Annotated in this window: 6 protein-coding genes; 3 read left to right on the top strand and 3 right to left on the bottom strand. The window is 66.7% G+C overall.

Translation table 11 applies throughout. The annotated features are described in order from the left end of the window. On the top strand, nt 1–2230 hold a 2230-nt coding region (gene mprF / locus KH616_RS17340; protein WP_292248607.1), incomplete at its 5' end, for a bifunctional lysylphosphatidylglycerol flippase/synthetase MprF. Further along, nucleotides 2227–3501, top strand: a complete 1275-nt coding sequence (locus KH616_RS17345; RefSeq protein WP_292248610.1) for an AcvB/VirJ family lysyl-phosphatidylglycerol hydrolase — start codon at nt 2227–2229, stop codon at nt 3499–3501. The genes mprF and KH616_RS17345, both read left to right, overlap by 4 nt. A 108-nt stretch (nt 3502–3609) precedes the next feature. On the opposite strand, the gene KH616_RS17350 is transcribed toward KH616_RS17345, so the two are convergent. The 3 genes from KH616_RS17350 to KH616_RS17360 form a co-directional block, all read right to left on the bottom strand. Continuing rightward, the gene (locus KH616_RS17350; protein WP_292248613.1) at nt 3610–4011 is read right to left on the bottom strand and encodes a DUF934 domain-containing protein; all 402 of its coding nucleotides are present in this window, start codon (nt 4009–4011) and stop codon (nt 3610–3612) included. Continuing rightward, nucleotides 4011–5795: a nitrite/sulfite reductase gene (locus tag KH616_RS17355; protein WP_292248616.1), complete on the bottom strand. Its 1785-nt coding sequence runs from the start codon at nt 5793–5795 to the stop codon at nt 4011–4013. Before KH616_RS17355 ends, KH616_RS17350 begins: the two co-directional genes overlap by 1 nt. Nucleotides 5796–5947: 152 nt before the next feature. After that, entirely contained in the window at nt 5948–7375 is a 1428-nt protein-coding gene (locus tag KH616_RS17360) for a PLP-dependent aminotransferase family protein (protein WP_292248619.1), read from the bottom strand. Nucleotides 7376–7769: 394 nt separating this feature from the next. Here KH616_RS17360 and KH616_RS17365 point away from each other — a divergent pair. Next, on the top strand, nt 7770–8323 hold a 554-nt coding region (locus KH616_RS17365; RefSeq protein WP_292248622.1), incomplete at its 3' end, for an extracellular solute-binding protein.

The raw sequence follows: 8323 nt of genomic DNA on the forward strand, positions 1-8323 counted from the left end.
GACGGGTGGCGCAGTGCGTGCGCTCGTCTACGGCGTGGCCGGCGTCACGCCGGCGCAAATCGGCCGCATGACCGTCTTTACGAGCGGCACGCTCGCGCTCGCCATGGTGCTGATGACCGCAGCCGGCATGGTGTCCGGCGCGCAGCCGCTGGCGGCGATGCTGCACGTCGCGCCGGGCCTGCTGATCTGGAGCGACGCCGCGCTGCTCGCAGTGCTGGAGGGGATCGTCGTCGCATGCGGCAAGGTGGCGCGGCCGGTTCGCACGCGTTTTCGCTGGCTGTCGTTCGATATCCCGGCGCGCCGCGATCTCGTCGCGCAGATCGTCTATGCAGTAATCGACGTGGTGGCGGCCGGCCTGACGCTGTGGGTGCTGCTGCCGGCCGCGCCGGTCAGTTTCTCCAGCTTCATCACGGTGTACGCCGCCGCGCTGCTGCTCGGCATGATCGGTCATACGCCGGGCGGGATCGGCGTGTTCGAGGCCGCGATGGTCTTTACGCTCGGCCATGACGTGCCCACGCATGCGATGGTCGCCGCGCTGATCGCGTATCGCGCGATCTACTTCGGCGTGCCGCTCGTGCTGTCGGCCGGCCTGCTCGCCGGTTTCGAAGGCAGCGCGCTGCGGCGGCGGCTCGTGACGCGGCAGGCCGCGCGCGTCTCGCAACTCGCGCCGCTGTTCCTGAGTCTCGTGACATTCGCGGTCGGCGGGATGCTGGTGATCTCGAGCGCGACGCCCGCTTTCTGGCATCGGATCGCGATCCTGCGCAACGTCGTGCCGCTTTGGGTGCTCGAAGGCTCGCAGGTGATCTGCAGCGTGCTCGGCGTCGCGCTGCTGTTCGTCGCGCGCGGGCTGCTGCGTCGCCTCGACGCCGCGTGGTGGATGACCTTCGCGCTCACGGCGGCGAGTCTCGCGCTGTCGTTCGCGAAGGGGCTCGCGTTCGTCGAGGCCGGCGTGCTCGGCGCGCTGCTCGTGCTGCTGCTGGTCAGCCGCCGGCGTTTCAATCGTCACTCGTCGCTGTTCGCCGAGCGCTTCACGGTCGGCTGGTTCGTGTCGGTCGCGATGGTGCTGATGCTGGCGGTCTGGGTGCTGTGCTTCGCGTTCCGCGACATTCCGTATACGCGCGATCTCTGGTCGCACTTCTCGTTCGACGCCCGCGCGCCGCGCGCGCTGCGTGCGACGCTGGCCGCCGGCCTGTGCGCCGCGATGTTCGCGCTGTGGCAACTGCTGCGTCCCGCGCCCGGCCGCTTCGTGACGCCGGCGCCGCAGGATCTGCTCGATGCGGAGCGGATCGTCCGCGCGCAGGAGTGCAGCGATGCCGGCCTCGCGCTGATGGGCGACAAGAGCTTCCTGTTCTCGGAGTCGCGCGAAGCGTTCCTGATGTACGCGAAATACGGCCGCACCTGGGCGGCGCTGCACGATCCGGTCGGCCCGCGCAGCGAATGGCCGGCGCTGATCAGCAAGTTCATCGCGCTCGCGCATGCGCACAGCGGGCGTGCGGCGTTCTACCAGGTGCGCGCGAATGCGCTGCCGCTGTATCTCGATGCGGGCCTCACGCTGATGAAGCTCGGCGAAGAGGCGCACGTCGCGCTCGAAGCGTTCGATCTCAAGGGCTCGCACCGTTCGCATTTGCGCTATGCGCTGCGCCGCGGCGACAAGGATGCGATGTCCGTCGAGGTGCTCGCGCCGCAAGACGTGCCCGACGCGCTTCCGATACTGCGCGAGATTTCCGATGGCTGGCTCGACAGCCGCGACGCGCGGGAAAAGAGCTTCTCGGTGGCGGCGTTCCACGACGGCTATCTCGCCACGCAGTCGGTGATGCTCGTGCGTCAGGCGGACACGCCGGTCGCGTTCGTCACGTTCATGACGACCGACCTCAATACCGAGGCGACGGTCGGCGTGATGCGGCACCTGCCCGACGCGTCGCCGTATGCGATGGAATATCTGTTTACGCAGCTCGCGCTGCATCTGAAGGAAGCGGGTTTCCGCAAGCTGAGCCTCGGCATCGCGCCGTTCTCCGGAATGGGCTCGGCGACGATGCCGTCGCCTTGGCATCGCGTCGGGCTGATGGTCTGGCGCTTCGGCGGCCGTTTTTACAATTTCCGCGGCTTGCGCGCGTTCAAGAGCAAGTTCGAGCCGCACTGGGAGCCGCGATATCTCGCGGCATCGGGCTCGGTCGGCGTGTTCGTCACGCTGGCGGATCTGTCCTTGCTGGCTGGAGGTCGGCGTTCATGATGGTGAAGAAGGGAATTGCGCGCGCGTTGGCCGCGTGCGCGGGAATGATGCTGGCGGGCGCCGCGTGGGCGACGCAGCCGGCTGCAGCGAAGGTGCAGACCGTGTCGGGCGGCCGCTACGGCCCCGTGACGGTCACGAAGCCGGACGGCGCATTGCGCGGTTTCGTCGTGCTGTTCTCGCGCGACAGCGGCTGGAGCGCAGCTGACCAGGCGGCCGCCGACGCGCTTGCGAAGGCCGGCGCGATGACGGTCGGCGTGGATTCCGGGCAGTACGCGGCGAACCTCGCCGCCAAACGGGAAACCTGCCACCACCTCGACGGCGATGCGGAGGCGGTCAGCCATCAGCTCGAACGGCTCGCGCAGTCGTCGCGCTATTACGCGCCGATCGTCGCCGGCGTCGGGCAGGGCGGCGCGCTCGCCCGGCAGATCCTGTCGATGGCGCCGGAAAACACGATTGCCGGCATGGTGTCGGTCGATCCTGCGTCGCTGGATGCGCGCTTCAAACCGTGCGCGCCCGATCCGACGATCGTGCGCCGCGCGATGCCGGGTTTCGTCGAGACCGCGGCGGCCGGCGACGCCGGAAAGCTCGTCGCGCTCATCAGGCCGCATCTGCGTGACGGCACCGCCGACGAGCTCGACGTGTCGGATCTGCCGCTGATCGAACTGCCGGCCAAGGGCGGCAGCAATCGGCTCGCCATCGTGATCTCCGGCGACGGCGGCTGGCGCGACCTCGACAAGACGATTGCCGAGGCGCTGCAGCGCGACGGCGTGTCGGTCGTCGGCGTGGACAGCCTGCGGTATTTCTGGAGCGAGAAGTCGCCTGCGCAGACGAGCCACGACCTGGCGCGCGTGATGCGCACGTACATGGCGCGCTGGCATGCGACGGAGGTCGCGCTGGTCGGCTATTCGTTCGGGGCGGACGTGATGCCGTTCGCGTACAACCGGCTGCCTGAATCGCTGCGCGAGAAGGTGTCCGTGATGTCGCTGCTCGGGTTTGCGCCGTCGGCGGATTTCCAGATCCGCGTGACCGGCTGGCTGGGCATGCCGGCGAGCGACAAGGCGTTGAAGGTCGCGCCGGAAATCGCCAAGGTGCCGCCGGGCATCGTGCAGTGCTTCTACGGCGCGCAGGAGAAGGAAACGATGTGCCCGGCGCTGGCGAATGCCGGCGTCGAATTGATCAAGACGCAGGGCGAGCACCATTTCGGCCACGATTACATCGCGCTCGAAAAGCGGATTCTCGCGGCGTTCAGGAAGCCGGTGGCCGCGCGCTGAGCAGGACCGCCGGCGGGCCGGCCACGATGCTTCGGGCAACACGCCCGGAGCGTCTCGGCCCGCAACGGCCCGCGTGACCGCCGCCTCCCTTGCCGAACCGGTTGCCGCTCACACGCGTTCTGTCAGCACGCCCCGCTGATAGAACCCGGAAAAACTTTCAAGCTGGCGATGCGCGGCATCCATGTCGGCGTTTTCACTCAGCACCGCGCTCGAGAAGCCGGTGCGCTCCATCAATAACAGCTGATCGACCAGCACTTCGCCCGTCGCCCGCAAGTCGCCGGCGAATCCAAAACGCCTGCGCAGCAGGTAGGCCTGGCTGTACGCGCGACCGTCGGTAAACGCCGGGAATTGCAGGTCGATGCGCGACGCGGCAGCGATCCGGGCGGCGAACTGCGCCAGCTCCTCGTCGTTCGCGATCGTCAGCGTCACGTCGCCGCGCTGCTGCGCTTCGCGCATGTCGTCGTCGTGTCGTGCCGGCGTCAGAAGCCGGATGCGTGTCGTGTCGTTCATCATGCGTTCGCTGCGAGGTGGCGCGCCTGCTGCGCGGCGGCCTTGAAGGGTTCGGGGCCGATGCGACGGACCGTGTCGATGAAGCGCTCGCTGCGGCCCGCGAGGTCGAGCCGCCCGTCGAGATAGGTGACGACCAGCGCATCGACGACGTCGACGATCTCGTCCGCCGAGAACGACGGGCCGATCACCTTGCCTGGCTGCGCGGGACCGCCCGCGGCCGAACCGTCGGAGCCGCCGAGCGTCACCTGATACCACTCGGCGCCATCCTTGTCGACGCCGAGTATGCCGATATGGCCGCTGTGATGATGGCCGCATGAATTGATGCAGCCGCTGATATGCAGGTCGATGTCGCCGATGTCGTGCAGCATGTCGAGATCCTGGAAGCGCTCGGCGATCGCGTCGGCGATCGGGATCGAGCGGGCATTGGCGAGCGCGCAGAAATCTCCGCCGGGGCAGGCGATCATGTCGGTCAGCAGCCCGACGTTCGCGCTCGCGAGGCCGAGGCCGCGCGCAGCCTCCCACAGCAGAAACAGATCGTCGACATGCACCCACGGCAGCACGACATTTTGCGTATGCGTGACGCGCGCCTCACCGGCCGAGAAGCGATCGGCGAGATCGGCCAGCGCATCCAGCTGATCGGGGGAGGCGTCGCCGGGCGCCTGGAAGCGCCGCTTGAACGACAGCGTGACGATCCGCAGCGCCGGATCCCGGTGCGGCGCGACGTTGCGTGCAAGCCAGCGCGCGAATGCGGGATGCCGGCTGGCGTACCCGGAAAGGCGGGCGCTGGCGTCTTGCACGTCGATCGCGCGGGCCTTGATGCGCGGCGGCACGAACGACGCGGCGATGCGGTCGAATTCCGCGGCCGGGATCGTGTGCGGGGCCCCGTCATGCTCGACGATCTGGCGGAATTCCTCCTCGACTTCGTCGATATAGCGCTGTCCCTCGGTCTTGACGAGGATCTTGATGCGCGCCTTGTACTTGTTGTCGCGGCGGCCGTAGCGGTTGTACACGCGCACGATCGCCTCGACGTAGTTCATCACGTGCTGCCACGGCAGGAACGCGCGCAACAGCGTCGCGATCGTCGGCGTGCGTCCCATCCCGCCGCCGACGCTGACGCGAAAGCCGAGTTCGCCCGCTTCGTTGCGCACCAGTTTCAAGCCGACGTCGTGCCAGTCGGTGGCGGCGCGATCCTCGTCGGCGCCGGTGATGGCGATCTTGAACTTGCGTGGCAGGAACGCGAATTCGGGATGCAGGGTCGTCCATTGCCGCATCACTTCGGCGAACGGGCGCGGATCGGCGATCTCGTCCGGCGCGACGCCCGCGCGCTCGTCGCAGGAGATATTGCGGATGCAGTTGCCGCTTGTCTGAATGCCGTGCATGTCGACCGTCGCGAGCAGGTCCATCACGTCGGCCGCCTTCGACAGCGGGATCCAGTTGAACTGCACGTTGGTGCGCGTCGTGAAGTGCGCGTTGCGGATCGGCAGACGCGTCGTGCCGAGTTTCGCCTGCGCATCGCAGGCGGCGCGGTAGGTCGCATCGTCGGGCACGTCATAGTCGCGCGCGATGCGCGCCAGCACGCGCAGCTGCGCGCTCGACAGCTCGCCATAAGGCACGGCCGCGCGCAGCATCGGCGCATGGCGCTGCACGTACCAGCCGTTTTGCAGGCGCAGCGGCCGGAACGCCTCTTCGCTCAAGGCGCCGCGCTGCCAGCGTTCGAGCTGGTCGCGAAACTGGGCGGCGCGGCGCTTGACGAGCGCCCGGTCGAATTCCGTATATCGGTACATGGCAACACACGCGAGAGGAGCGGCGGCAAGCGCCGCTCGTTTGGGGAACGTTGCGGCCGGCGGGACGCAACGGGAAGGACAGCGTACGGAACGCGTCCCGCCCGAACAAGCAGCAGTTGCGTGTGGATTGCGCGCAGCAGATGCGCGCCGGTTCAGCCGGCCTTGCGTACGGCAGGCTGTGATACGAGTTCGCCGAGCACGCGAATCGCGCGCTCGATCTCGCGGCTCCACGGATGCCCGAAATTCACGCGCACGCAGCGTTCGAAGCCATGCACCGCGGAAAAGAGCGGGCCGGGCGCAAAACTGATGCCCCGCGCGATCGCCTGGCGATGCAGTTCCATGGCGTCGATCGCATCCGGAAACACCAGCCACAGAAAATAGCCGCCGACCGGCCGCACCCATTCGACGCCAGTAGGCAGCCACCGCCGCAGCGCGTCGTCCATCCGGTCGAGCTGGCCGTGCAGCGTGTCGCGCAGCTTGCGCAGATGGCGGTCGTAGCCGCCATGCTCCAGATAGTTCGCGATGCCGGCCTGCGCCGGAATGCTGGCGGACAGCGTCGTCATCAGCTTGAGACGCTGGACCTTTTCCGCAAAACGCCCGGCCGCCGCCCAGCCGATCCGGTAGCCGGGCGCGAGCGTCTTCGAGAACGAGCTGCAATGCATCACGAGTCCGTTCTGGTCGAACGCGCGCGCCGGCAGCGGATAGCCCGGGCCGAAATGCAGTTCGCCGTAGACGTCGTCCTCGATCAGCGGCACCTCGTGCCGCGCGAGCAGTTCGACGAGCGCGCGCTTTTTCTCGAGTGGCAAGGTGACGCCGGTCGGGTTTTGGAAATTCGTCATGAACCAGCACGCGCGGACGTTGTGCCGGTCGAGCGCATGCGCGAGCGCGCCGAGATCGAGCCCGGTACGGGGATCGACCGGGATCTCGATCGCGCGCAGGTCAAGCCGTTCGATCGCCTGAAGCGCCGCGTAGAAACCGGGCGATTCGACGGCGACCACGTCGCCGGGGCGCGTGACGGCCATCAGGCAGAGGTTCAGCGCTTCGAGCGCGCCGTTCGTGACGACGATCTCGTCCAGCGGCTGCGCGACACCCATGCCGAGATAGCGCAACGCGATCTGCTGACGCAGCTGCTCGTTGCCGGGCGGCAGGTCGACGACCGTGCTCCACGGGCTGACGAGGCGCGCCGCCTGCGCGAGCGATTTGGCGAGGCGCGGCAGCGGAAACAGCTGGGGGGCGGGAAACGCCGAGCCGAGCGGCACGATGCCCGGCTGCGTCGCCGCATCGAGCACCGAGAACACCAGCTCGCTGATATCGACCTTGCGCGTCGCGGTCGCGGCCGTGCTGCCTGCACGGTGCCCGGCCGGCACGCGCGCGCCGGGCGCGACGTAATAGCCCGAGCGTTCGCGCGCGCGAATCAGGCCCCATTGCTCGAGCAGGTAATACGCGCGAAACACGGTCGACTGGCTGACGCTGTGCTGCGCGATGATCTGGCGCAGCGACGGCAGGCGCGCGCCGACTGCGAGATTCCCTGCGCGGATCTCGTCGGCGATCGTTTGGGCGAGGATTTCGTAGCGTTTCATGGAGATTCGATGCCGGGATCCACGTGTCAATGCAATTGATATGTTGATAAGAGGGAAATGAATGGTGTGATGAAATGGCGATTTTAATTTTATTACAATTGGCTCACTCGACAGCGGCAATTGTCTTTCATTAATGCCATTTCTGAATTAATCGCTGACTCAATACTTCGCAAGCACGTTGTTTCGTGTCGGACGAACATCGGCTTGCGGTTGCAAAACAAGGCGCGACGACGTTGTATCCGGTATCGGCAGCCGCGATCGATCCGTAATGTAAATCATTTTCATGGACGCTGAATGTATCCGGGAAAGCGCGTGCGGCTTGTTCGTATTGCGTGATGCTTTGTTTTATGGTTTCGTTGCACGATATCGCATCGACTCAAAAAAGGACTGTCGAATGCAGCCGGGCGATTCGGACCCAGTCCGATTATTCAGGGGATTCGGTGCATGTTGGCGCGGGGTCAACGTTGCATTACGCCGGATTCTCATCCTGTCGGCGCTGTGCGTGATGTGTACGGCGGGCGCCGCCGCGCCGGAATCCGCAAGCGAAAACGTTTTACGCGTGCTTGCGTGGCCGGGCTATGCGGACGGCGACGTCGTCAGCGCATTCGAAAAGCGTTTCCATGCACGCGTGGAAGTGACGCTCGTCGATTCCGACGAGGCGTTGTGGTCCCGAATACATAGCGCCTCGCGTCCGCCCTACGACGTCCTCGCGGCGAATACCGCCGAAATCCAGCGCTATGCGCGCGACAACCTGCTCGCGCCGCTCAACCTCGCGCGCATTCCCAACCGGCAATTGCAGCTGCCGAATTTCCAGCAGGTGTCGAAGATCGGCGGGCTCGTGCGCGGCAACGCGATCTATGCGGTTCCGTTTACGTACTCGTCGATGGGGCTGATCTACGACCGCAAGCAGGTGGCGGTTCCGCCGCATTCGATGCGCGAACTGTGGAA

Source organism: Burkholderia sp. (assembly GCF_018375725.1).
In the GTDB taxonomy this organism is placed as follows: domain Bacteria; phylum Pseudomonadota; class Gammaproteobacteria; order Burkholderiales; family Burkholderiaceae; genus Burkholderia.